Genomic DNA, 24,819 nt, shown 5'->3' with positions numbered 1-24,819 from the left:
AATAAAATATTGTGATATTATGCTTGGTGAAATTGAACTTAAGAAACTTTTTCCGGACTTTGAGGATTTGGTCCAGCCATCTGGAATCGATTTGGAGCTTGATGAGATTTTCATCCAAAAATCTGAAGGGTCATTGATTGACAATGAGAAGAACCTTCCTGAGATTGAAGCTTTGGAAGGGCCAATCTATACCTTAAAGCCTCATACTGCATATTTGGCTTCCATAAAGCGCAAGGTGAAGATTCCTAAAGGCTATACCATGCTCTATTTGCCAAGGTCTACCTTGCTTAGGTCTTTCGTTTCCGTTCAGACAGCAGTCGGAGACCCTGGATTCTATGGAACCTTGATGTTTATGATCTACAATCATGGAGAATACGATTACAAGATAAAGTCAGGGGATAGGATAGCTCAGGCAGTTGTATTTCCAGTGGAAGGGTCCGGCGAATATAACGGTTCCTATCAGGAAGAGGAATAACCCAGATTCGTGAACTTCAGTTCACAGAACCTGGACCAAAAATTTTTCATTTGAATGATTATATATAAACTTTTTTTATCTATTTTTACTTATTTTTTATATCTTTTTTAAACATCTAAAGAATAGTTTTATATATTTAATTTTTAAATATTATAATAGCAACTTATTTTAAAAATAATTTCTTTGCTTTCAAATTTTATAATAATGAATTTTAAATATATTTTCAATTAATTTGGTGGATATTATGGTGGAAATAACAATTGGCTTGCCTAAAGGCAGCTTGAATAATGTAAACAGAGGAAACACTTATCAGTTATTCGTTGATGCAGGTTATGAAGTAAGGGGATATGAACCTGGAAACGAATCCTATGAAATCAATATCCTTAACGATGATGAGATAAGCGCTTATTTGACTCGTCCTCAAAGTACTCCTGTTGAATTGAATAGGGGAATGGTTGACATAGCTATTGTCGGTGAGGATTGGGTTAAAGAAGAGTCTGTCTTAAGCGACAATGACATAGTTAAAATCGGAGATTTGAATTATGGCGAGACCCGTCTGATTGTGGCTGTTCCTAAGGAATCCCCTTATGAAAACCTATCCCAGGTCTTCAGGGAGAATAAGGACAGGGATAAGCCTATCTTATGCTTTACAGAATATCCTAACCTAACCAGAAAGTACATCATGGAAAATGAGGCATATCAGGAAATCTATGGAGATGCGGTTCCATATGTTCAAGTGAGAGGGCTAAGAGATGGAGACAACAAGAAGGTTCAGGTTATCAATTCAGATGGTGCCACTGAAGTCTATATTGCAAAAGGCGCAGACTTGATTGTCGACAACACCCAAACAGGAAGCAGCTTAAGAAAGGCAGGCCTTAAGGAGCTTGAAACCATTTTACATTCTTCAGCAGGATTATATGCCGGCATAAGCTGTGACGAAGAGAAGATGGTAAAGGCAAAAATGATCTATGAACAGCTATTGGGTGCTGTAACAGCAAGAAAATACTTCGATGTGAAGTTCAACATTGCAAACGATTCTGTGGAAAAGGTCTGTAACTATTTGGTTGAAAACAAGTTCTGCAGTGCAGAGCCTACCGTAAATGAGGGATCAAGCTTTTCACAGATTAATGTATTGATTCCTAAAAACCATTTCCCTGAAATGTTGGATGGAATTAAGGAATTAGGGGCTTCTTCTGTTATTAGAAGTGATGTAAAGCAATATGTTATTTAATTTTTTCTGGATTTGATTCCAGAATTTCTTTTTTATTTTTTCTATTTTCTTTTTCTGGATTTGATTCCAGAAATTCTTTCTCTCATTTTTTCTATTTTTTTGGATTTGATTCCAGAATTTCTTTTTTTACTTTTTTAAATTTCCTTATTTTATTATTTATTATTAATCTTTCATTATAAATTAAGAATTATGCATTAAAAACATGATAATTAATTATAATTTGTAATGATTTTTAATAGAAAATCAATATCTTTTTATATAATAATGTATAAATCAGTAAATAATAATGTTAAATTATGATAAATCATTATAATTTATTTGAATTTATCATTATGATTTTTAATTTATAATGATATTTTCAAAATCGGGCTGTTAAATTAATTCGATTAAGTGTTTTAATAATAAAATGCTTATATTTTTACTTTTTGGTGTCTAAAATGTTAACTTCTGTACAAAAGGAAATTTTACAGACTTTAATCAATTTGTATCAGAATTCTGATGGAAAGTCCATCAAGGGTGAGGACATTGCTGAAGTGATGAACCGAAACCCAGGGACAATCAGAAATCAGATGCAATCCCTTAGAAGTTTAAGTCTTGTAAAAGGTGTGCCAGGACCTCGTGGTGGCTATAAGCCTACTATTGAAGCATACCATACTTTAAACATATCCTTTACAGACAGCAGCGCTAAGGTTCCTGTCTATAAGGAAAACAAAAAGTTGGAGGATGTTTCAGTAGCTAAGATTGAGTTTACAAGCGTTCCACATCCTGGTGAATGTGAAGCAGTCATAAAGGTTTTGGGAAGCATTAAGGATCTCCATTTGGGAGACATTATCCGTGTGGGACCTACCCCTGTCAATAACCTAGGTATAATAGGGGAAATCGTAGGAAGAGACGATATGGATAACATTTTGCTATTGGATATCAGCACAATAAGAAGCATTCCTAAAAACTCAGTCTATGACATTGCTACCTTGGATTTGATTTACCTTAAGCCAGGTGATTCAATCAAGGATGCGGCTCACTTGCTCTCACAAAACAATATCGATGGGGCTCCAGTAATCACTGAAGGCGTGGCCATTGGTATGGTTTCATTGGTGGATATTGTAAAGGCATTGGCTGAAGGAAAGGAAAATGAGGATGTCAGGGACATAATGTCCAAGAGACTGTTCTTCATTGACAAGGATACAAAGATAGCCACTGCAGTCTACAAGATGTATAAGTTTGGTATTAGCAGACTGATTGTGGTTGATGATGACTACACTCCAATCGGTGTTGTCACACGTACCGACCTCATTGAGACAATTACCAATCTGAAGAATTTCCCATTGTTGAATGACAACAATCTGGAAGATGAGATTTAATTCAAGCTTTTTGACCTTCGGTCAAAAACCTTGACCAAAACTCTTTTCACTAGTTGGAGTATTATTCAAGCTTTTTGACCTTCGGTCAAAAACCTTGACCAAAACTCTTTTCACTAGTTGATAATAATTTAACTATTTTTTTATCTTTTAGTCTATTTTTTCTTATTTTTTCATTAAACTTTATTTATTTTAAAGTACTATATCTTATTAGATAAACTATTTTTAGAATTATTTTGAGTTTGGATTGTATGAAAGTTGATCAATTGAAATTAAAGAAGGACATGACTGTCTCAGAACTGATTGAACAGTTTGACAAGTCAGGAGTATTGGGAGCCGGAAGAGTTGCAAGAGCTTCCAATCTGCTTGTGGATATGATAAATGATGAGGATATGGACATATTCATGAGCTTGGGAGGTCCATTGGTTCCCGGTGGAATTAGAAATATTGTGGCAGACTTGATCAGAGAGAAAAGAATCAAGGTTCTGATTACAAGCGGAGCTAACATCACCCATGATCTCCTTGAAGCATTTGGTGGAAGGCATTATCGTGATTTAGGTTCAAATGATGAGGAGCTTAATGATGCTGGAATAGGAAGGATAGCAGATGTCTATACCCAAGGAGAGGACTTTGAAGTATTTGAAACTGAGATAATCAAGATATTTGAGATAATATCTGAAAAGTTGGATAACGATGAAGACAATGGAATCATTTCCATTCAAAGGCTCTTAAGGGAAGTGGGACTATTGATTGATGATGAGAATTCCATCTTAAGGCAGGCTGCATTGAATGATGTTTCCATCTTTGCTCCAGGGCTTATTGACAGCATGTTCGGCCTTCAGTTATGGATGTTCACACAGGACCACAAGCTTGTAGTGGATGCGGTTGGAGACATGCATTACTTGTCTGACCTTGTATTCGAGTCTGAAAAGATAGGTGCCGTCATGTTGGGCGGAGGTCTTCCAAAGCATTATACACTTGCTTCAAACCTTTTGAAGGGGGGAATAGATGCAGGTCTTCAGATAACCATGGACAGACCTGAGACAGGAAGCTTAAGCGGCGCTCCATTGGAGGAAGCCAAGTCATGGTCCAAGGCAAAGCATGGTTCCGATTTGGTGACTGTGATTGGTGATGTGACTATCATTTTCCCATTGATAGTTGCTGATGCGCTTAATAGAATTAAAGATTAAGCTTATGGTGAAAACTTAATCTTTCTTTTTTTATTTTTCATTAATTTTAATCTATTTTCATAAAATATATTTTTCAAACAAGAATCTGGCTATTTCATAGGCAAACTCAAAGCATATGAAATAGATAAAGCTCCAGATATTCAATAAGCCGAATAAAACAAGGAGCAGAATCACTACTTTCAATGCACATCTATATTCAAAGAAAGTCTCAAGGAACTTGCCTTTTTCATAGATCTTCTCATTGTCATTTCCAAGCTCATCAATCATGGCTCCGACCATGCAGATGATTATTGTGATAACGGATAGTAATGTGAAATTCGGTAATCCAAGCAATATGAATGCTATGATAAATGAGGCCATGGTGGCGATATGATGAATTCCATCTACCTTTAAGGCAAATATGTTTCCGATTAGAATGGCTATGAAGATGCAGGTCGCATCCAAGTCGATTGAGCATGCCAATGCTGTAAAGAGACCGCAGACTATTCCAAGAAAAATGGCTTTTCTCACATTGGACTTTTCATCATAGAAATCATCTGAAAGCTTCATGAAAAAGCCGGAGAGGAAATATGAAAGTGCCAGAACAATATTAAACAATTTTACACCTTAATAAAATTATTTTCTTTTTTTTTTTTTTATTTAATGGAATCAATAATATCTTCAGTTGCCCTTTTAGGGTTTTCCGCATTGTAGATTGACCTTCCAATGATCAATGCATTAGAATACTTCAATGTTTCCTTAGGGTCTCCCCCTTGGGTTCCGACTCCTGGAGATATGATGAATGCCCCTTTTCCAACGATATCCCTTATTTCAGACAGTCTGTCGAGTCTAGTGGATGGTGCCACATAGTTGTCGATTCCCATCTTGACCCCCATTCTTGCAATCTCATCTGCATCCTTCTGCAGGAACTTGACCGCTCCAGGGTGGGACATTTCAGTAAGGAGGAACACATCGGTTCCATGGTTCTCTGCAGATTCCATGCAGGCTTCCACACTGTCAGGACCTACGAATCCATGGCAGATGATTGCATCTGCACCGGCATCAAAGGTCTGGTCAGCTATTTTTTCATTGGTTGCAGGAATGTCTGCCACCTTATAATCGCAAATGACCTTATAATTGAAGTTGTCCTTGAAGAATCCTATGGCTGACAATCCTTCTGCAAGGGTCAATGGATAACCTATCTTGATTGTGTCAATGTATTCATTTATTGATTCGCATACCCTTTCCGCTTCCTTCAAGTCCATTAAGTCCATTGCAAGTATGATATTGTTCTTCACATCCATATTTATCACTTATTAATCTTGTCTAATTATAGTTTATTCTTTATTAAATTTAATTATTATTGTTTTTAAACAATTTACTTTTTTCTATCAATCTTTTTAACATAGTTAAATTTTTATAATAATAAAATAAGATTATTATATAATAATTTAGTTGATTTTAGTTGATAGTTTAATTAAATTTGTTATAGGGTAATTTTGGAAAGAAACCTAGTTTTTCTTGTTTTAAAAACAAATTTATGAAGGCTATAAATCATGACATTTAGGAGAAGAAAGATGATTTTTGCAGCTATTCTGGCTGGTGGTGCCGGAAACAGAATGGGTGAGGTTGACAAGCCTAAGCAGTTCTTGAAATTGGGGGATAAGCCAATAATCATTCAGACTGTTGAAAAGTTTTCCTTGAACAGCAAGATTGACCAGATAATTGTCTTATGCCATAAGTATTGGCTGAACCATACAAAGGACTTGATCAATCAGTATTTCCCGAATTCCACCAACATTGTTGTGATTGAAGGTGGAGAGCTTCGTAATGACACAATCATGAATGCAATCCATTATATTGAAGAGAACTATGAAATAGATGAGGACGACATAATCATAACCCATGATTCCGTACGCCCTTTCCTCACACATAGGATTATCATGGAGAACATTGAAAAGACATTGGAAGTTGGGGCATGCGACACTGTAATTCCAGCGACAGACACCATTGTCGTATCTGAAGACAATGGAATCATTTCCAACATTCCAAACAGGAATTGCATGTATCAGGGCCAGACCCCTCAGACATTCAGGATTCTAAAGCTTAAGGAATGTTATGAAAAGCTGTCAGATGAAGATAAGAAGTATTTGACTGATGCTGCAAAGATATTGATATTGAATGGCGAAGAGGTGGCCATTGTCAAGGGAGAGGTCTTCAATATAAAGATCACCTATCCTTATGACCTGAAGGTGGCTAACAGCATCATCAAGGATGCCAAATTGAATGTCTCTGATGCCGAATCAGGTGAACAGACAGTTAATCTATATGATTTCAGCACTGACTGATTGATTGTTTTATTAAAAGATAGTATTTATTTAATTCAGCATGAGTGATTAATTATTTTCTTTAAAATGGTATTAGGTTGAATAAGAAAAGAATTTTGTAATTGAGTTTAGGTTTAAGGCATATGTGTTATTAGTGGGGGTAAATTGTGATAAACATTGTATATAGATTGGTGGCTCCGAAGCTATTGGAAGAGGTCTATACGGATTTGAATCTGGAAAAGGGAGTCATAGTAAGGCCTACATATCTTTCCATCTGCAAGGCAGACCAAAGGTATTATTATGGAAAAAGGGCACCTGAGGTCATTGAACAGAAGTTGCCTATGGCGTTGATTCATGAATCTGTAGGAAGAATCGTAAAGGACAATACAGGAACATTTGATGTTGGAGACAATGTCGTCATGATTCCAAATCTCCCAAAAGTCCAGGATAAGGTCATAGGGGAAAACTACAGGCCTTCAAGTAAATTCCGCTCAAGCGGGTCAGACGGCTTCATGGAAGAGTATGTTTCCCTTACAGCAGACAGATTGATCAGGATTCCAGATGACATAAATCTTGAGGTTGCTTCATTCATTGAGCTTATTTCCGTAAGCGTTCATGCAATAAGCAGGTTTTTAGAGTTTTCCCACAATCGAAGAAACACAATTGCAGTTTGGGGAGACGGAAGCTTTGGCTATATAACATCCCTTTGCCTGAAGATCATGTTTCCAGAGTCTGAAATTATTGCAATAGGGATGCATGAGGAAAAGCTGAGCATGTTCACCTTTGCAGACAAAAGGTACTTGGCAAGCGAGGTTCCAGATGACATCAGCATAGACCATGCCTTCGAATGTGTGGGAACATCAAGTGCAAATGATGCAATCGACCAGATAATCGAAACAATCAATCCTGAAGGAACAGTATCCCTTTTGGGAGTCTCAGAGATCAACATTTCAGTAAATACAAGAAAGATACTGGAAAAGGGACTTAGGATATTCGGTACCAACAGAAGCACAAGGGAAGACTTCAAGGCAGTGATTGAGCTCCTTGAGGAAAATGATGATATGGTCCATTATCTTGAGGGTCTTATTACACAAGTGATTGAAATAAACACCTTAAGCGACATAAACCATGCCTTTGAATCAGATAAGAACATCCGCTTTGGAAAGACCATCATGAAATGGGAAATCTAAAGTTTTTTTTTTTAATAATATGATTTAGTGATTTAAATGAGTGAAATAAGATTAAGCGTTATAGTGCCTAGCTATAACTCTTCAAATACGATAGAAAGACTAATTCATTCATTATCAAATCAGATCTTCAAGGATTTTGAAATTGTTTTCATAGATGACAATTCCACAGACAATACTGCAGATACCATTGTCAAGACATTGGAAAATTCAAGTATCCCTTATCAATTGATTGTCAATGAAACCAATAGGGGACCTGGATATTCAAGAAACAGAGGTTTGGAAAAGGCAAATGGCGATCATATAGTTTTCATTGACAGTGATGATATTGTCAGGGAAGACCATCTTTCAACATTCTATGATAATATTAAAGGTCATGATTCTGTTTTTCTAAAGGGATTGAAGGTGGATGATGAAGGAAACCTGTTTGACTTTAAGGTGGATAGGTTCGATCCCATTATAGAATTATCCATAAGGAATGATCATGTTCTTAAAGCAACTGATATGATAAATATGGAAATGCTTATGGAGATTCCATTTTCCTTTGTATTGCTATTGTATAAAAAAGAGATCATTTTAAAAAATAATATCCGATTCAATGAAGAATTCAATTATGGTGAAGACACTGAATTTGCAATAAGATACTTGTCTAATTGTGATGATGTGAAATTCGTTAACAAATACACATATTACTATTATCAGGAGGAAGATTCAATCAGCAGATTCAGCTCTTTAGATAGGTTGGAATCTGTTCAGCTATTTGAAGGGCTTTATGGTTATTTCAATGAGTTTTCCCATCCTGTCTTTGCTGACTTAAGTGAAAAACTGATTCATTCCAGAATCCCTAAGTTCATATTAGGCAATATGAACTACTTCTTCTACAACGATTACGATAAGGATGAGATATTTAAAAAAATGGACGAGCTTGACTTGTTCAATAAATTAAAAGAGTTCAAGGTCTATTCAAAAGAGGATTGGAAGTTCAAACTGAAGGTGGTTCTGTTTTCATTGAGTCCTGATGTTTATTATAAACTATGGAAAAGGTTTAAGAATAGGATTTAGGATTATTTTTCAACTTTTTCTATTTTTGCTGCTTTTTCAACTTCAACACGTTTTGTAGAGTCTTCCACCAATTTTCTTGTATGGCTTCTTCTATTGGTTTGGATCTTGTTCTTGACTTTTCTTAAAATCTGTTTTTCCCTATCTTTGGCTGCCTTTCTTTTTCTTTCTTCCTTTCTTTTTTCGATTATGGCCAATAGCTTTTCTCTTTTTTCCTTTCTCAACTCTTCATTGGCTTTTTCATCATTGCTTTTGTCCCGTTCAATGATCAGATTCAATTGGTCGTTAATTCCCTCAAAGTATTGGCTTGCATAATGAAGGGAAGAGCATCCCCAGAAATGGTTTTCACTGGCTACTGTATCCTCATCGAAATATAAGACCTCCACATCAAAGTTTTTGATTATGTATTCATCAAGAAGGTCTCTGTATTGATTGAACTTGTCACATTCCCTTTTGAATCTTTCAGATTCTATGACTGAACCGTCTTCAGCCAATTTGCGATAGACATGTCTGCTGGGATTCAAGATTATTCTAGTATCTGGACAGTTTTCCTTCATAAATTCAAAGAACATGTCGCAATGTCTTTTCCATATTTCAAAATACTCTTCTGTATTGTCATAGATGGTCAAGACTCTCTTATATTCCAGTTTTTCATAAAATGCAGTTTCATTCAAACGAATATTATTTGTGACATATCTGCTGTTTCCAATATCAACTATTCCAAAATTAGTGTCATAATAAGTGTCCATAAGAAGATATTCGAAGTTTTCCCTTTTCAAATCTTCAAGGAATTTCTTTTCAAAATCCTTTTTGATCCAAATGGTGAAGTTAATGTTTTTTCCAGTTTTTGGAAATAAAACTACATCCTCTTCCTCAAACTCTACAGGTTCTTGCATGATGCTTATGAAGGATAATCTAATACCTGTAGGGCCAATTTCAAAGAAATCCTTATAGTTTTTGTTTATTCCACTATAAAAGACATCTCTACAGGTGCATGAACCAAAAACTGTAAATCTGCTAACCATTAGGACACCATTAAAAATATTTAAAAAAGTTATTATTTAGCTTAAAATTATAGATATACATATTTTTTATATATTTTTCTTTTTAAAGTTAATTATTACTAATTTGCATTTTTTTAATATTCTTATTATTATGTTAGTTTTGAATTTTTAAAAATTATTAAATAATATATATTAGATAATATAAATTTAAATATAATAAAAAAGAATTTAAAAACTTAATGAATATCTTAATAAAATTAATGAAAAATGTGAATTCCATGAATTTGATAAATGACAATGCTCTTTTTCTATTAGAGGAAATAATTAAAAAGAACTTTGCAGTGAAGTATAAAGGTTCTGTATTAGGGATTTTATGGAGTGTTTTAAAACCATTGCTTATAATGATTTTATTAACTATCATCTTTTCTAATTTATTTGGTAGTAGTATTGAAAATTATCCAGTATATTTATTATCTGGAAAATGTATTTTTGATTTCTTTAATGCTTCAACTAATGTATCTATGAGATCTCTTAAAGGAAACATTAATATTTTGAAGAGAACTGCTGCTCCAAAATTTGTTTTTACATTAGGTGCGGTTATTTCTGAATTTATTAACTTCATTATTACTTTAATAATTTTAGTTGGAGTAATGATTGTTACAAAAGCACCTTTCCATTTTCTAACTTCTATAATTGCAATCATTCCTATCATATCTTTAATATTTATGATTACTGGTATTGGTTTAATATTAGCAGTTTTATGTGTATATTTCTCAGATATTCAACATCTATGGGGGGTCATTACATATATGTTAATGTATGCTTCAGCAATATTTTATCCTATGGATATTATTCCAGAACCTTTTCATCAGTATATGATATTAAATCCTGTATTTTGGGTAATAGATCAATTTAGACATCTTGTGCTTTGGGGAACAATGCCTGATATAATGAATATGATAAATTTAGTTCTTCTTTCTGCAATTATTTTAGTGCTTGGTGTAATTGTTTTTAAGAAATATGAGAAAAAACTCACATTAAAATTCTAGGAGGGGTTGAATGAGTCAAAAAAGGAAAAATCCTAAATTTAGAAAAACTGTAGACTGGGATTCCGTCAATAATCCGAAAACCTCTAATAGAGCTTTAAATAGTCCAAATGTTAATGCAGATAAGATTTTGGAGAGAAGAATTAACGCTAAGCTTGAGTTGATGAACAGGTACAATATGACTGAAGAGGAAGCGGAAATAACCTTAAAAAGACTGGAGAGAAAAGCAAGAGAAGAAAGAAGAAAAGAAAATAATGCTCGAAATGTTAAAAGATTCATTGAAGAGGATAATGATGATGTAATTGTCCCTATTCATGTTCAAAATAGGGAAAGTGAGACTTTGGAAAAACCTCTTGCCAAACCAACATTTAAAAATAAGGAAGTAGTTAAAAAGGAAGTTCCAATTTATCAGAATCAAAATCAGAATCAAAATAATGAAAGTTCTAAGATTGAAGAGAATGGGAATAATGTTAAAAAGCCTAAGCAAAATGTTGATTCGCTTATAGCGGATCTAATTCCTGAGAATAATAAGGATTTGTCCATAGAAGTAAAAAACATTTCCTTAAGCTTTGAAGTTGGAAATGATAAGATTGACAATCTTAAGGAGTATGTCATTCGTACAATAAAACGGAATAAGGAGAAAAGGACTCATTTTCAAGCTTTAAAAGATATTAGCTTTAAAATTTATAAAGGAGAGAAGGTAGGCATCATCGGTTATAATGGTGCTGGAAAAAGTACTCTTTTAAATGTTATTACAGGTATTTATCCACCAGAAACTGGTGAGGTTAAGACTTATGGTAGGATTTCACCTTTGCTTGCTTTAGGAGCAGGTTTTGACCACAATTATTCCGGTCGTGAAAACATCTACTTGAATGGAGCTATTTTAGGATATGACAAACAGTTCCTTGAGTCAAAATATGATGAAATTGTTGAATTTTCTGAACTCGGAGAGTTCATTGATTTTCCAGTGAAGAACTATTCTTCAGGTATGCTTGCAAAATTAGGATTCTCAATAGCCACCATTGTAGAACCTGATATATTAATTATTGATGAAGTTCTTGGTGTTGGAGATGTAAATTTCCAAAAAAAGAGTAGTGATAAAATCAGATCTTTAATGGATAAAGGTACTACAGTTCTACTTGTTTCTCATTCAATTCCGCAGATAAGACAATTATGTGACAAAGCTATTTGGATTGATCAGGGAAGGATAGTAGAAATTGGAGAAGTTAATGAAGTATGTAATCATTACCTTAAAGATGCTGAAAAGGCAACTAAAGACCAATTAAAGGATATTAGATTTAGGTAATTTTAATTTAAGATTAGTTATTTTAGGGATTGGATTGGTATGGAGACAGTAAAAAATCCTGAAGATATAAAAAATTTAAAGGAAAATAAAGTAATTGGGGAAATTACATTAGAAAAGTCTGAAATAAAATTCTATGGTGTAAATAACATATTCTATTGTGATTCTGGCATTAAATTGAAGAATTCCAATATAAATTTTGTTGGAAACAATTCTATAGTTTATTTGTCTTTCACTGATAATGATTATGTTTTAGAGGTCTATGTGCGTCATGATTCAACTATTTTCATTGGAAAAAACAATGAATTAGGAGCTCCTTTTAAGATTAATGTTCAAGAATCCCAAAATCTAATTATTGGAGAGGATAATGTAATTGGAAATGATGTCTTTGTAAGAACAATAGACACTTATCCGATTTATGATATGAATACTAAAGAAAGAATTAATTACTCAGAAAGCGTCTTTATTGGAGATCATGTATGGATTGATCATTTCACTTATATTTCAAGAGGAGTTAAGATAGGTTCTGGAGCTATTGTAGGGGTTCGTAGTTTCATTCATCCATATGCTACTGTTTATTCAAACACTTATGTGATGGGAAACCCAGTTGTAACCGTTGAGAAAGACGTATTTTTCACAAAAAACTTTGTGGGGGTATTTACAACCGAAGATACTGAAATCAATTCAATCTATGATACAGATTTATTTATCTATGATTTTGTAAGAAATGAAACTTTAGCAATGGAAAATATTGACAGTATACTTAAAAGTTTGCCTGTAGAGGATAGGTTAGAGTTTATTCAAAAGCTCTTTGTAAGAAACAAGCGTAAAAACAGGTTTTCCATTAAGAAGTTTTAGGTTATGATCTATTTTTTTTAAATGTTTTTCTATTTTTTCACTTGAAAGTCTAAATATGGGATGTTTTTAGATGAATGAGAAATCAAACTACCAATTCAAATTTTCAATTATCATGGCTGTTTATAATGTTGAGAAATATTTGAATGAAGCCATTGATTCAATCATAAATCAAACAATTGGATTCGAGGAAAATGTCCAATTGATCCTTGTTGATGATGGCAGTATTGACAAATCTAAGGACATTGCTAAAGCTTACGCAGAAAAATACCCTAATAATATTCTTTTTTTATCAAAGGAAAATGGCGGGCAGGCAAGTGCGCGTAACCTTGGGCTGAAATATGCCAAAGGCAAATATTTGAACTTCCTGGACAGTGATGATTACATTTCTGAAAATACTCTTGAGGAAGTCTATAGGTTCTTTGAAAATCATATTGATGAAATTGATGTTTTAGCCATTCCAATGATTCTTTTTGAAAGGGCTGAAGGCCCTCATCGCTTAAACAATAAGTTTGATAAGGGAAACAGAATCATTGACTTATTGGAGGAACCTAACAATCCTCTTTTATCATCCTCATCCTCTTTCATTAAAGCAGAATCCTTTGTGGGTCATGAGTTTGATGAAGATCTTGTAAACCTTGAGGATGCCTTGATAATCAATAAGATATTGTTGGATAAGAAAAGATATGGCGTTATAGATACCTGCAATTACTATTATAGGCAAAGGAGCATTAGAGGTTCTACAGTAGACAATGTAAAAGCGAAAAAAGGATATTTCACTGACAGGCTGGCTGATTTTTATGAAAACATCATAGACTATTCCTTTTCTCTTGATGGAAAGGTCCCTGATTTCATCCAATATCTCATGGCCTATGATCTTCAATGGCTATTGAAAGTGCCTAATCTGAAGGTTTTTGACACTGAAGAGGAAATACAAGAGTTTTGGGAACATCTATATTTTGTAATTCATCATATTGAAAAGGATGTTGTCATAGGCAATGAAAACATGGAAGAGGATTCCAAATCATTTTTCATGTTTTTAATGAATAATGATAACTTAAATTCTTTCAGCAATAAGGAACATGTCGAATCAGACAATGGCATCATCATTAAGAAAACCGGCGATTACATCATTGATACCATTAATGTTCACAGGATATGGCTGGATGTAGTTGAAATAAAGAAGAATACATTGAACATTTCAGGAATGTTCATATCCAATTTCAATGATGAGGATTATTCCATTAAGGTTCTAAAGAAAACAGATAATAATATTGAGGAGTTCATTTGCAGGAAAGTCAAATACAAGACTCCTGAGAGAAAGACCAGAAAATGCCTTGGCTATGAATGGAAATATATAACTAATTTTGATGTTAAGATTCCTCTAGCCAAAGGGGAAGAGAGTGATCTGGAATTCATAATAGATTATGATGATGGAACAAATTCAAGTTCATTTGAAGCTTTGGTTGGAACCAATCATAATCTGAGCTTATCCGAATATAGCGCATTCTTCCCTAAAGGGCCATATATTGTTTTATACAAGGACTTAAGATTGCATATTGTAAAGCATAGCTATCTATCAATGTTAAGATATGAATACAGCAACATTAAAAGGGCTTTAAGGCTTAAGCCTAAGTTCTACAGGTCTTCTCTAACAAATAAGTTAATTTATTATATCAAATATCCATTTATGAAGAACAAGAGAATATGGATATTTTCTGATCGTCCTCAATTCGCAGATGACAATGCCAAACACCTATTCAAATATGCAATCAATCAAGAGGATGACGTTAAGAAATATTTTGCTGTAAATGAGGACAGCCCAAGCTTTAAGGAAATGAAAGCCGATTACGGCAGTTCCATTCTTCCATTTGCTAGCTTGAAGCATAAGATATTGTATCTCTTTGCAGAAAAGGCAATAAGCTCATTTACCAATGAGGATTTTGTCAATCCTTTCTTTGAACATGACAACAGGGACCTGTATGCGGGTCTCTTTGCTTGTGAAAGGCTCTTCCTGCAGCATGGAGTGACAAAGGATGACATCTCCAAGTTTGTAAAGAAATACAACAACAACCTTTCCCTAATTGTAACCGTTTCAGATCTGGAAAGGGATTCCTTCCTGAATGAAGGATACAATTATGATGAGGACATCATCCAAGTTCTCGGCTTTCCAAGATTTGACAATTTAAGTGACAGTGATGACAATAAGCGGATATTATTCATGCCAACCTGGAGGCTCCAATTTGACAGCGATGAGTCCTTTGTGAATTCGGATTATTTTAATTCATTGGAGGGTTTGTTAAATAATAGGAAATTGCATAAGTTGCTGAATAATCATGGCTATAAGTTAGTATTCAAGCCACATGCTGAATTGATGAGATACATTGACTGGATAGATATATGTGAGGATGTATATTTATCATTAGATGGCTCTTATCAGGATCTTTTTAGAGATTCATCTCTTCTCATTACGGATTATTCATCTGTATTCTTTGACTTCGCATATCTTAAGAAGCCTGTGATCTATTACCAGAGTGATGATGATTATCATTATGATGATGGATATTTCGATTATGAATCCATGGGATTTGGTGAAGTCATAAGTGATGAGGATGCTTTGATTGAAAAGATAGAGGATTATTTGGACAATGGCTGTGTAATGGAAGATAGATTTAAAGAGAATGTGGATAGTTTCTTTAAGTTTAATGATAGGAATAATTGTAAAAGGGTTTATGAGTGGCTTAAAAGTAACATTATATAATAAAACATTAGATTTATTTTAATCTCTTAAAAAATTGTTTTATATTTCTGAGGGGTTTTGTAATTTTCCAACTATTAGATGAATAGAGGCATTGTATAATTTCTTGTTGTTTTTCAATTTCTAAATTAAGATTATTAATAGTATTTTCTTTTTTATTAAGTTCTTGGGATAAATAGTTAATTTTATCATTTATTGAATAATTATATAAATCTTCCCCCCATTTAATTAAAACATCTTTAAATTCATTGTTTTGAATTTTTAGTTGTTCATTCTCTTTAAAAAGATCTGATTCCTCGAGTTCATCAAAATAACAAAGTAAATTATGTGCTGTTGTTTCATTAACTAAATAATAGCTTTTTTCAATATCTAATGGTGCATGTGAACTTATATAATTAAACACGATTTTCATATGATTTTTCTTATTTGTAATATTCGGTAATTTATTTATTCCTTTAATAAAATCAATATATTGTGTGTTAATATCTCTATCAGAACAATCAATAACTATTATGGCTTTTGGGATATAATCCTCTTTCACTATCATATCTAAAAAATCAAATCTATATTTGTAGTGTTCCAAAATGTATTCTTTTGATAATCCTGGAAATGCATATTTTGTAACATGATCAAATCTCACATGATTCTGAAAGAAAAATTGAGGAATATCTGCTATTGCAGTAGATTCTCTAAACATAGTGGCTAATTGTAAAGATGTAAATCCTCCCATGGAACTACCATAGAAAAATAGATTTTTCTCGGTCATATTTAATCTATGAACTAATTTAACGATAATTTCTCCAATATTTCTTAAATAATAATCATCATTAAGTCCAACACCCCATGCCCCAGGTAAATCAATGGATAAATAACGTGTTGGATCGTTATACCATATTGTTGATTCATTAAAATTCCAACTCCATCTATGGAAGTAAGGTCTTGTATTGTCATGAGGGTCATCATCAGCTTTATTACCGGAACCTAAACATACAACTTTATCACTATTTTTTTTGAAATGGACTAAGAATTCATATTCCACAGATTTATACATAACTGATAAACCAAATTTAAACCCTATAGGAAAATCAAAATGTTCTAACTCCTCAAAATTGATTTTTATTATTGTTTCTACTAATTGTTCCATTAGTTCACAACCTTTAATATTATTAAATCTTTAATATTCTTAATTATTTAAAATAAAGTCATATACTCTCTTACAATTATTTTTATCATTAAATTCAAAAAATGAGTCAACTCTTTCCTTAAATTCTTCTTTCATATCACAATTTTTATTTACATAGTCAATTATTAAATCAACTAAATCTTGGTGATTCTTTACTACCTCACCGAATCCCATTGTTTCATAATCAAAGTAGCCTTCTTCAATATCAAAATGATAATCATTGTCATATTGATAGTAGATAATAGGTTTTTTCAAAAGTGCGAAATCGAATGATACAGATGAGAAATCTGTAATAAGCATGGAAGAATGATTAAATATTTTATTATAAGTGAATAAATCCTCATCTTCTACTTTACTTTCTGCAAATATTACTGATTCTTCCTTATCGAATAGATGTAAATATTTCATAATATTAGGGTGTGGTTTGAATACTAATTTATATCCTTTATTTTTAAGGAAATCATTTAATTGTGCATCATTTAATAGTTTATTATAAACTTTAAAATATTCGGATTTCTTAAAAGTTAAATCATTAATATTATGAAGTGACCTTCTCCAAGATGGCATAATAACAATTTCTTTTTTATCTTCTAATTTTTTTAGGTTGTCATGTCTTGGAAAACCTAATAGTTGGATAATGGACTTTTCATAATTATAATAGGCATTTTCATTAAAGAAGGAATCATATTCCGCTTTAGCTGTGGTGACGATTAAATATAAATATTTATCATATTTATGTAACCATGAAGAAACATCATCTTTTGTTACACCATGTTGTAGGAAATAAATTTTCGCAGAAAATAATCCGTTTAAATATTTTTGATTTTTTCCAAAGAACGGATTTAAAACGCTATCGTCTGCTTGTGATGAAATTACTTTTTCAGCAAAGCAAGATAATAATTTGTGTTCTTCAGAACCAGCTACAATTACATTTCCAATTTTTTTAATTCGAGGATAATCCTTAGAGTTTTTAGAAATTACAAAATATTTTTCAATTCCATCATTTTGTTTTACTGCATATTTGAATAAATGTTCTGCATTGTCATCAGCCTTATCTATCCTATCCATAAAAAACCAAATTCTTCTATTAAAATATTTAAAAAAGGAATAATAAAAGTGTTTTCTAAACCTAATAACCTCATTAAGAGTTAAATCTTTTTTTGATTCTAAGTAATTTATATTTGACTCTTCTAATTCTAAATGTTGGTTCAAGGAATATTCAAATATCTCAAATGTGTTTTCTTTGAATTTGATTAAATAATCATCTTTCAAAGAGTAAAAACTATCATTAGTTAATTTACAGTTGTTTGTAAGAGCAATACCTAAATAAAAATTTAAAGAATCATAAACAACTCTAATTAAAATTTTAGATTTTTCTTTTTTATTTAAATTAATTTTTAGTTCAAAATTAAAGTTAGGGGTATAATTTAAGTCAAGATATTTTCTTTCTCTATAAGGATATTCAATTTTTTCACAATTAATAATATTTGCTTTTTCTTCAATGAATTTTTTTAAAGTTTCATTATAAATAGAATTATAAAAAGCTTTATTCTGAAAAATATTACTATTAATTTTCTGATTTATATGCTCTGTTTTCCAATAATTATCTATATCTTTGATTTCATCATTTTTCTCTTTAATGAAATCGCAAAATTTTATTTCGGATTCGGATCCAATTCCCAGTAGTTTTTTAAGATTTTCATCATTTTTATCAATTTTATTTAATAAAGCATCTTGAAGGAGGAGTCCTTTATTATTTAAAAAGTCTCTTTTAATGAATAAAATTTTATTTTCATTAAAAAATTTTTCCCAATATTCTAAGAATTCTATTGGATTATATTGGATTGCCTGGATATTTATCTCAGGGTAAATAAAATATGATTTTAAAAATCCTAAAATTGTTAATTTGTTTTCATGAATTTCAAAGGCATCAATATATAATCTATGATAATAAAGTTCGTCAATCACAGTTTCATTAACTATTTTTTTGACATTGTTCTCTTCTTTTAAAACTTCCGTTTCTAGATTTCCATGTTTAAATATTAAAACAGTATATTTGAGATTTTTGTCATAATATTTTTGGTTTAAGATAATTTCATCATCGATTTCTTGTAATAAATCATACAAATATCTTTTTAAAGTAATTAAATCATTAGTTTCTAAGATTTCTTCAATATTTCTAATTTCAAAAATCCATTGAATATCATACATTACTGTATATTTTATAAAATCAAATATCTCCCCATATTCTTTTCTACAATACTCAAATAATTCTTTGAAGAAGATTTGGGACCTTTGTAAATAATAATCTTTATCTTTTACAGATGAATCTATTGTTGAATCATTAGTGAAACGTTTTCTATAGAAATAGCAAGTATTGGATACAACTCCCAGTTTTTTCTTTTTTAATAAAATTTTGTTTAAGAATATTGCATCTTCTGATACGATTAAATCAGGATCGAATATGAAATTTTCTATGCTTTCTTTCTTAAAAAATGATGCTGAAGCAGATAATTGAATATAATCTGGTTCATTTATTAAATCTACAACTCGTGTTGTTTTATATTTATAATTTAGAATGTGGTCACCAGTTTGCCGATCAAAAAATTTTATAGGTATTGAAACTATATCCAATTTATGTCGGTTTTCTTTAAAAAAATTATATATGAGTTCTAATGCATTTTTTTCAAGCTTATCATCGCTGTCTAAGAAATTTAAGTATTTTGCATTTGCCACTTTCATACCATTATTCCTAGCTGTGGCTTGCCCTTGATTTTCTTGGTATAAGTATTTGATGTTTTCAGGGAATTTATTAACATATTTTAGGCAGATTTCTCTAGATTCATCTTCACTTCCATCATCGACTAAAATTAATTCCACATTATCTTTAAAACCTATTGTTTGGTTAATCACGCTTTCGATTGCTTCTTCTAAAAATTTTTCAGTATTATAAATTGCCATTATAATAGAAAAATTAAATTTTTTGGATGATTTGTGATAATTATTAAAATTGTATTCTAAATTCTCAACATCTTTATTAATTTCTTTTTCTAGCATTAAAGAACTCCTTTATTCTATTAACTTTATTATATTTAATTTTCTATATATAAATTTCGATAAATTTATATATATGTTTAAATAAAAAATAAAAATTTTTTAAAAAATAATAAAATATTTAATTTATTAGGATAATATATATTATTAAGGTCTTTAAAGGTTTATCTAAAATAATAATATGCTTGTCTGAAGTTACTGAGGAATATATTGCTTTTTTAGATTCTGAGTATTGTTGATTTATCAACTTATGATTTCTGATGGGATACTATGTGTGGAATTGTTGGTTGTGTATTAAAAAATGAAAAGGTAGCTCCTATTCTATTTGATTCAATTACTAAACTGGAGTATCGTGGATATGACTCCATAGGTCTGGCTACAGCATGTGAAGGCAAGATTAACCTAAAAAAAGATGCAGGTAAGATTGCAGAAGTTGATTCCAAACTTAATCTTAGAGATCTTGAAGGCAATTATGGAATTGCACATGTAAGATGGGCCACTCATGGTGATCCAAGCAAAACCAATTCACATCCACATTTAAACAAGGATGAAACCATAGCAATTGTCCACAATGGAATCATTGAAAACTATTTATCCATTAAAGATAAACTGGAATCTGAAGGCTATGAATTTGTATCAGATACTGATACTGAAGTGATAGCTCATCTGATAGATAAATATATGAAAACCGGTCTTGACTTAACACAATCCGTGCGTCAGGTAATAAATGTTATCGAGGGAGCATATGCTCTAGCCGCTATGACTGTTTCTGAACCTAACCGTATTGTTGCAACACGTAAGGACAGCCCTCTTATTGTTGGTGTTGGAGAAGAGGAATTCTTCGTTGCATCTGATTCTCCAGCTATTTTAAAGTATACAAAGAATATTGCTTATCTTGAAAAGGGTGAAATAGTTGTTCTTGATGAAGAGGGAGTGAGTTTCCTTGATGCGGATGATGAGCCTATTGAAAAGGAGATTGAAGTCAATGACTGGAGTCCTGATATGGCTGAAAAGGAGGGATATCCTCATTTCATGATAAAGGAAATCAATGAGCAATCAGCTGCTGTCAAAAACACACTTAGTGAAAGGGATAAGGTAAAATCAATAGTGGATGAGATTAAGGGAGATATAGATAAGGTTCTTTTTGTAGCCTGCGGAACATCATATCATGCATCCATGACAGGCAAATATCTTATAGAATCACTTGCAGGAATACAGACAGAGGTATTGCTCGCATCGGAATTCAAATATTCTGCAAGCTCATTGGATGAAAGGACATTGGTGATATTCATTTCCCAATCTGGTGAAACTGCAGATACCCTTAAGGCATTGGATGTGGCAAATGAAACATCAAGGACTTTGGCAATAGTTAATGTTAGGGGAAGTTCTGCAACCAGAAGGGCGGATTATACAATTTACACTCAAGCAGGGCCTGAAATCGGGGTTGCTGCAACTAAAACCTATATAAGCCAGCTTGTTGCAATCTATTTGTTTGCAAGTTTGCTCGGAGAAAAAGATGAAATCTTAAAGGATTTGGAAAAAGTGCCGGCTTATATTGAAGATGTCTTAAAAAAGCAGGATGAAATCAAGAGATTTGCTTATAAGTTTAAGAAATTAGATAAGGTTCCAAAATATCTAAAGCCAATACTTGGAAAACCTAATGCATATAAAGGATTGGATAAGAACTTTAGGCATGTTGAAGACATGTTTTTCATTGGACGTGGTTATTCCTATTCAATTGCATTGGAAGGTGCTTTAAAACTTAAGGAGATTTCCTATATCCATGCCGAAGCTTATGCTGGTGGAGAATTGAAGCATGGGCCTATTGCATTGATAGATAGTAATATCCCTGTTGTAGTGATTGCACCTCCTGGAGAAGACCATAAAAAGATCATGAGCAACTTGGAAGAAGTCAAGGCAAGAGGAGCGGATATTATTGGAATTGGGGCAATAGGTGATGAGGATTTGGTATTGAAATCTGATTATACATTTTTGATAAATAGTGAAGTAAATGATGTTTTAGCACCGCTTGTTTATATTGTTCCGCTTCAATTATTAAGTTATTATGTATCTGTAGCACGTAATTTGGATCCTGATAAGCCTAGAAATTTAGCAAAATGTGTTACAGTTGAATAATATTTTTTATTTTTCATAGGTGATAATATGGATATATGTGTAGTAGGTCAGGGGTATATTGGTATTCCAACAGCCACTTTATTTGCTAACAATAATTGTAATGTAATTGGTGTAGATATTAATGAGGAAATAGTTACTAAACTTAATCAAGGTATAGTTCCTATCGAAGAACCAAAAATAAATGAAATTTTAATTAATTGTTTAAATAATGGAACATATTGTGCTAAAAATAAACCTGAAAAAGCGGATGTTTTTATTATCACTGTTCCAACTCCATTTAATAAAAATGATTTTTCTTGTGATTTAAGTTATGTAGTTTCTGCTTGTAGTTCCATTCTTCCATTTGTTAAAAAAGAAAATATTATTATTGTTGAATCTACTATGGCTCCATTATCTACTGAAAATATTATTAAACCTATTTTTGAAAGAGAAGGTTTTACTATTGGTGAGGATTTATATCTTGCTCATTGTCCAGAGAGGGTTTTACCGGGTAATATGGTTTTCGAGTTAATATATAATAATCGTATTGTTGGTGGGGTAACTGAAAAATGTGCAAAAAAAGCTGCGGAAGTCTATGGAATTTTTGTTAAGGGGAATATTATAGAAACAGAATCTAAAATTGCTGAAATGTCAAAATGTATGGAAAATACTTTTAGAGATGTTAATATTGCTTTAGCTAATGAATTAGTTAAGATTTGTTTTGAATTAGGAATAAATGCTTTAGATGTCATTAAAATAGCTAATCAACATCCTAGAGTTAATATACATTGTCCAGGTCCAGGAGTTGGAGGGCATTGTCTTGCAATAGACCCTTATTTTATATATTCTCAAGCTCCAAGTACTGCTAAAATTATTAAATTAGCTAGAGATACTAATAGGAACATGCCTGATTTTGTTGTAGATAAAACTAAAAAAATTTTAAGTAGTTCATTTCTTAATGAAGATGAAAAACCTATAATCTCTATTTTTGGCATATCCTATAAAGGAAATTCTGATGATGATAGAGAGAGTCCTTCTTATGAAATAATTAATAAATTAAAAAATTGTTCAAAAATAAAAATTTATGACCCTCATATTCCTAAAAAAAGTATTAATTTTGAAGATGCAATTGAAGATTCTTCACTGATTTTAATTTTAACTGATCATAATGAGTTTAAAGATTTGGATTATAATCTTATTTTGAAAAAAATGAAAATCCCACAAATATTTGATACAAAAAATATTGTCTCAGAGAATAATGTTCCAAAGGAAATTAAATTCTTAAATTTTGGGAATATACATTTATCAAATCAAAAGTAATGTGTTTTTATATGAATTAAAAATTAACAAATGAGTGACAAAATGTTTCCAAAGATATCAATAATTGTTCCAGTATATAATGTTGAGAAATATTTAGAAAGATGTTTAGATAGCATTGTAAATCAGACATTAAATGATATTGAGATAATATGTATTAATGATGGGTCTACTGACAATTCATTAAACATACTTACTGACTATGCTAAAAATGATAATCGTATAATTATTATCGATCAAAACAATCAAGGCTTAAGTATGGCTAGAAATAAGGGGATCGATATTGCAAAAGGGGAGTATATTTTATTTGTTGATTCGGATGATTGGATTGATCTGAATACATGTTTGATATATTATAATGAATCCAAAGAAAAGGATTTGGATTTATTGATTGATTCTGTAGAAAGTTATGAAGAGAATGAAGATAAGTTCATTAGAGAAAATTATTATAAGAATATATTTTTACCAGAAGAATTTAGGGGAACGATTTTTAATAATAGAGATATCAAAGATTATGTATTTTCATTAAATGTTGTGGTATATGGCAAATTATATCGTAATAGTTTATTAAAGAAGTATGATATTAAATTCCCTCAAGATGTTTACTTTGAGGATAATGTCTTCTTTTGGGAAGTTATTTTAGCAGCTGAAAAAATATCTGTATGTGAAAATTTTTCTTCAATAAGGAGATATAGGGAAAAATCAATCACTTATGATAAGGATGAAAAATTTTTGGATGTTATAAAGGTTTCAAACCTTGTTTGTAAAGTTTTTAAAAAATATGATTATGTTGATTTTTATAAAGAAGAATTAATTAATTATAAAATTAGTTATATACAAAGATGGTATGAATTAATTAATGAAGATTTCAAAGAAGATTATTGGAATTTAATGTTTAACGACTTTTTAAAAATTAAAGAAAATATTAACTTACACAATGAATTCTTATCTAATTTAAATGATGTAAATAAAAGTTTTTATCTTAATGTTCTTGATTCAAAAAATTCAAAAGAATTAGATTTACTTAACAAGTATTCTCAATTAAATAAGGAATATTTATTATTAAAGGCAGAAACTCAAAGTAAACTTAATGAATTGAAAATTAAAAAAGAAGAATTTAACTCTTTTTATGATGAAAAACTTAAAAATCTCAATGAAAAGGAAAATAAGCTTAAACAGGATACCTTAAAATTTAATCAAGATAAGGATTCTTTCAATAAGATAAAAAAAGAAATGGAAAAATTTTTTGAAGAAGATTCAAATAGATTATTAAATGAAAAATCAGAATTCAGTACATTTAAAGAAGAATCTTTAAATGAGATTTCTTTGGAACGTTCTGAGTTGGTTGAGAGTGAGAAGGCTTTTGATGATTTTAGGC

Annotated in this window: 19 protein-coding genes; 14 read left to right on the top strand and 5 right to left on the bottom strand. The window is 31.4% G+C overall.

Going from position 1 to position 24,819, the window contains the following annotated elements; translation table 11 throughout:
- The first annotated feature begins 19 nt into the window (after positions 1 to 19).
- The 4 genes from IJE13_RS02130 (at position 20) to IJE13_RS02115 (ending at position 4,254) form a co-directional block, all read left to right on the top strand.
- On the top strand, positions 20 to 475 hold the full coding sequence (locus tag IJE13_RS02130) for a deoxyuridine 5'-triphosphate nucleotidohydrolase (RefSeq protein ID WP_292776498.1): 456 nt from the start codon (positions 20 to 22) through the stop codon (positions 473 to 475).
- A 244-nt stretch (positions 476 to 719) separates the two neighbouring features.
- Positions 720 to 1,706, top strand: coding sequence for an ATP phosphoribosyltransferase (locus IJE13_RS02125; RefSeq protein ID WP_292776495.1), 987 nt, complete (start codon positions 720 to 722; stop codon positions 1,704 to 1,706).
- A gap of 437 nt (positions 1,707 to 2,143) precedes the next feature.
- Complete coding sequence (locus IJE13_RS02120) at positions 2,144 to 3,067, top strand: CBS domain-containing protein (protein ID WP_292776492.1); 924 nt, start codon at positions 2,144 to 2,146, stop codon at positions 3,065 to 3,067.
- A 248-nt stretch (positions 3,068 to 3,315) separates the two neighbouring features.
- Complete coding sequence (locus IJE13_RS02115) at positions 3,316 to 4,254, top strand: deoxyhypusine synthase (RefSeq protein ID WP_292776489.1); 939 nt, start codon at positions 3,316 to 3,318, stop codon at positions 4,252 to 4,254.
- 57 nt (positions 4,255 to 4,311) lie between these two features.
- Here IJE13_RS02115 and IJE13_RS02110 read toward each other — a convergent pair whose 3' ends face one another.
- Positions 4,312 to 4,851 carry a hypothetical protein gene (locus tag IJE13_RS02110; protein WP_292776486.1) on the bottom strand — a complete coding sequence of 180 codons (540 nt, stop codon included), beginning with the start codon at positions 4,849 to 4,851 and terminating at the stop codon, positions 4,312 to 4,314.
- 38 nt (positions 4,852 to 4,889) lie between these two features.
- Positions 4,890 to 5,537, bottom strand: a complete 648-nt coding sequence (gene pyrF / locus IJE13_RS02105; RefSeq protein WP_292776483.1) for an orotidine-5'-phosphate decarboxylase — start codon at positions 5,535 to 5,537, stop codon at positions 4,890 to 4,892.
- Between the two features lie 273 nt (positions 5,538 to 5,810).
- Between pyrF and IJE13_RS02100 the strand changes: the two genes are divergently transcribed.
- The 3 genes from IJE13_RS02100 to IJE13_RS02090 all read left to right on the top strand — a co-directional run bounded on the left by IJE13_RS02100 (position 5,811) and on the right by IJE13_RS02090 (position 8,809).
- Positions 5,811 to 6,581 carry a 2-C-methyl-D-erythritol 4-phosphate cytidylyltransferase gene (locus IJE13_RS02100; RefSeq protein ID WP_292776481.1) on the top strand — a complete coding sequence of 257 codons (771 nt, stop codon included), beginning with the start codon at positions 5,811 to 5,813 and terminating at the stop codon, positions 6,579 to 6,581.
- A gap of 146 nt (positions 6,582 to 6,727) precedes the next feature.
- Entirely contained in the window at positions 6,728 to 7,750 is a 1,023-nt protein-coding gene (locus IJE13_RS02095; RefSeq protein WP_292776479.1) for a zinc-binding dehydrogenase, read from the top strand.
- A gap of 36 nt (positions 7,751 to 7,786) precedes the next feature.
- The gene (locus IJE13_RS02090; RefSeq protein ID WP_292776477.1) at positions 7,787 to 8,809 is read left to right on the top strand and encodes a glycosyltransferase family 2 protein; all 1,023 of its coding nucleotides are present in this window, start codon (positions 7,787 to 7,789) and stop codon (positions 8,807 to 8,809) included.
- Positions 8,810 to 8,811: 2 nt separating this feature from the next.
- On the opposite strand, the gene IJE13_RS02085 is transcribed toward IJE13_RS02090, so the two are convergent.
- Positions 8,812 to 9,831, bottom strand: a complete 1,020-nt coding sequence (locus IJE13_RS02085; protein ID WP_292776475.1) for a DUF6270 domain-containing protein — start codon at positions 9,829 to 9,831, stop codon at positions 8,812 to 8,814.
- 257 nt (positions 9,832 to 10,088) lie between these two features.
- Here IJE13_RS02085 and IJE13_RS02080 point away from each other — a divergent pair, with 257 nt between their 5' ends.
- The 4 genes from IJE13_RS02080 to IJE13_RS02065 all read left to right on the top strand — a co-directional run bounded on the left by IJE13_RS02080 (position 10,089) and on the right by IJE13_RS02065 (position 15,775).
- Positions 10,089 to 10,859 carry an ABC transporter permease gene (locus tag IJE13_RS02080; RefSeq protein WP_292776473.1) on the top strand — a complete coding sequence of 257 codons (771 nt, stop codon included), beginning with the start codon at positions 10,089 to 10,091 and terminating at the stop codon, positions 10,857 to 10,859.
- Positions 10,860 to 10,869: 10 nt separating this feature from the next.
- Positions 10,870 to 12,162 carry an ATP-binding cassette domain-containing protein gene (locus IJE13_RS02075; protein WP_292776471.1) on the top strand — a complete coding sequence of 431 codons (1,293 nt, stop codon included), beginning with the start codon at positions 10,870 to 10,872 and terminating at the stop codon, positions 12,160 to 12,162.
- 39 nt (positions 12,163 to 12,201) lie between these two features.
- Entirely contained in the window at positions 12,202 to 13,017 is an 816-nt protein-coding gene (locus IJE13_RS02070) for an acetyltransferase (protein ID WP_292776468.1), read from the top strand.
- Positions 13,018 to 13,087: 70 nt separating this feature from the next.
- A complete protein-coding gene (locus IJE13_RS02065; protein WP_292776466.1) occupies positions 13,088 to 15,775 on the top strand; it encodes a CDP-glycerol glycerophosphotransferase family protein in 2,688 nt (895 codons plus the stop codon).
- A 13-nt stretch (positions 15,776 to 15,788) separates the two neighbouring features.
- On the opposite strand, the gene IJE13_RS02060 is transcribed toward IJE13_RS02065, so the two are convergent.
- Entirely contained in the window at positions 15,789 to 16,916 is a 1,128-nt protein-coding gene (locus IJE13_RS02060; RefSeq protein WP_292776462.1) for a hypothetical protein, read from the bottom strand.
- Positions 16,917 to 16,955: 39 nt separating this feature from the next.
- On the bottom strand, positions 16,956 to 20,012 hold the full coding sequence (locus tag IJE13_RS02055; protein ID WP_292776459.1) for a CDP-glycerol glycerophosphotransferase family protein: 3,057 nt from the start codon (positions 20,010 to 20,012) through the stop codon (positions 16,956 to 16,958).
- Positions 20,013 to 20,279: 267 nt separating this feature from the next.
- On the opposite strand from IJE13_RS02055, the gene glmS reads away from it, so the two are divergent.
- From glmS to IJE13_RS02040, 3 genes are all read left to right on the top strand, one after another.
- Complete coding sequence (glmS, locus tag IJE13_RS02050; RefSeq protein WP_292776457.1) at positions 20,280 to 22,145, top strand: glutamine--fructose-6-phosphate transaminase (isomerizing); 1,866 nt, start codon at positions 20,280 to 20,282, stop codon at positions 22,143 to 22,145.
- A 27-nt stretch (positions 22,146 to 22,172) separates the two neighbouring features.
- A complete protein-coding gene (locus IJE13_RS02045) occupies positions 22,173 to 23,444 on the top strand; it encodes a nucleotide sugar dehydrogenase (protein WP_292776455.1) in 1,272 nt (423 codons plus the stop codon).
- A 42-nt stretch (positions 23,445 to 23,486) separates the two neighbouring features.
- On the top strand, positions 23,487 to 24,819 hold a 1,333-nt coding region (locus IJE13_RS02040; protein WP_292776452.1), incomplete at its 3' end, for a glycosyltransferase.

Source organism: Methanobrevibacter sp., from assembly GCF_017410345.1.
In the GTDB taxonomy this organism is placed as follows: domain Archaea; phylum Methanobacteriota; class Methanobacteria; order Methanobacteriales; family Methanobacteriaceae; genus Methanobrevibacter.
Note: the sequence above shows the minus strand (reverse complement) of the source record. Positions and strands in the feature narration are given on the sequence as shown.